Here is a 517-nt window from a genome sequence, read left to right on the forward strand (position 1 = left end):
GGCTGCTGCGCCGCGCGCCGGTGATGCTGCCGATCCCCGGCACCGGCAGCCCCGACCATGTCGACGAGAACGTCGCCGCCGCCGGGCTGACGCTGGACGACGCCACCTTCGCCCAGCTGGACCAGGAAGGCCGCGCCGAGTGGCGCAGGCTGTCCGGGTCGTGATACCCGCCGGCACGGCAAGGGGCGACGCGGGCGCGGGACGGTGCTAGTGTCCCGCAACCGCACGGCCCCGGATTGCGGGGCCGAAATGGACACAAGTTAAAACAGGTTAAAACAGTATCCTGGTGGACTGCTTCTCTCTGAAATCCGCATGCGGACCGCGAAGGCAGGACATCGGGACAGCGCCCCGGCCGGTGGCCGCCGGCGGCGCGCCGTGATGGATCAGGCCCTGTTGCACATTGCCCCGTTGGACCTCGGATGAATTTTCCTAATGGATCAGGCCCTCATGGATCAGGCCATGACGGCCGGATGCTCGTGACCTCGCGCGCCGGTGGCGACGCCGCCGCCGGCGGTCC

The 517-nt window shown here is 69.2% G+C and carries 1 pseudogene; it reads left to right on the forward strand.

Annotation, left to right across the window (positions count from 1 at the left end):
- Positions 1 to 164, forward strand: a pseudogene (locus HUK84_RS22615) (oxidoreductase); the annotation flags it as partial.
- Positions 165 to 517 lie beyond the last annotated feature (353 nt).

The sequence above is a fragment of the Nguyenibacter vanlangensis genome (assembly GCF_013376155.1).
Taxonomy (GTDB): domain Bacteria; phylum Pseudomonadota; class Alphaproteobacteria; order Acetobacterales; family Acetobacteraceae; genus Gluconacetobacter; species Gluconacetobacter vanlangensis.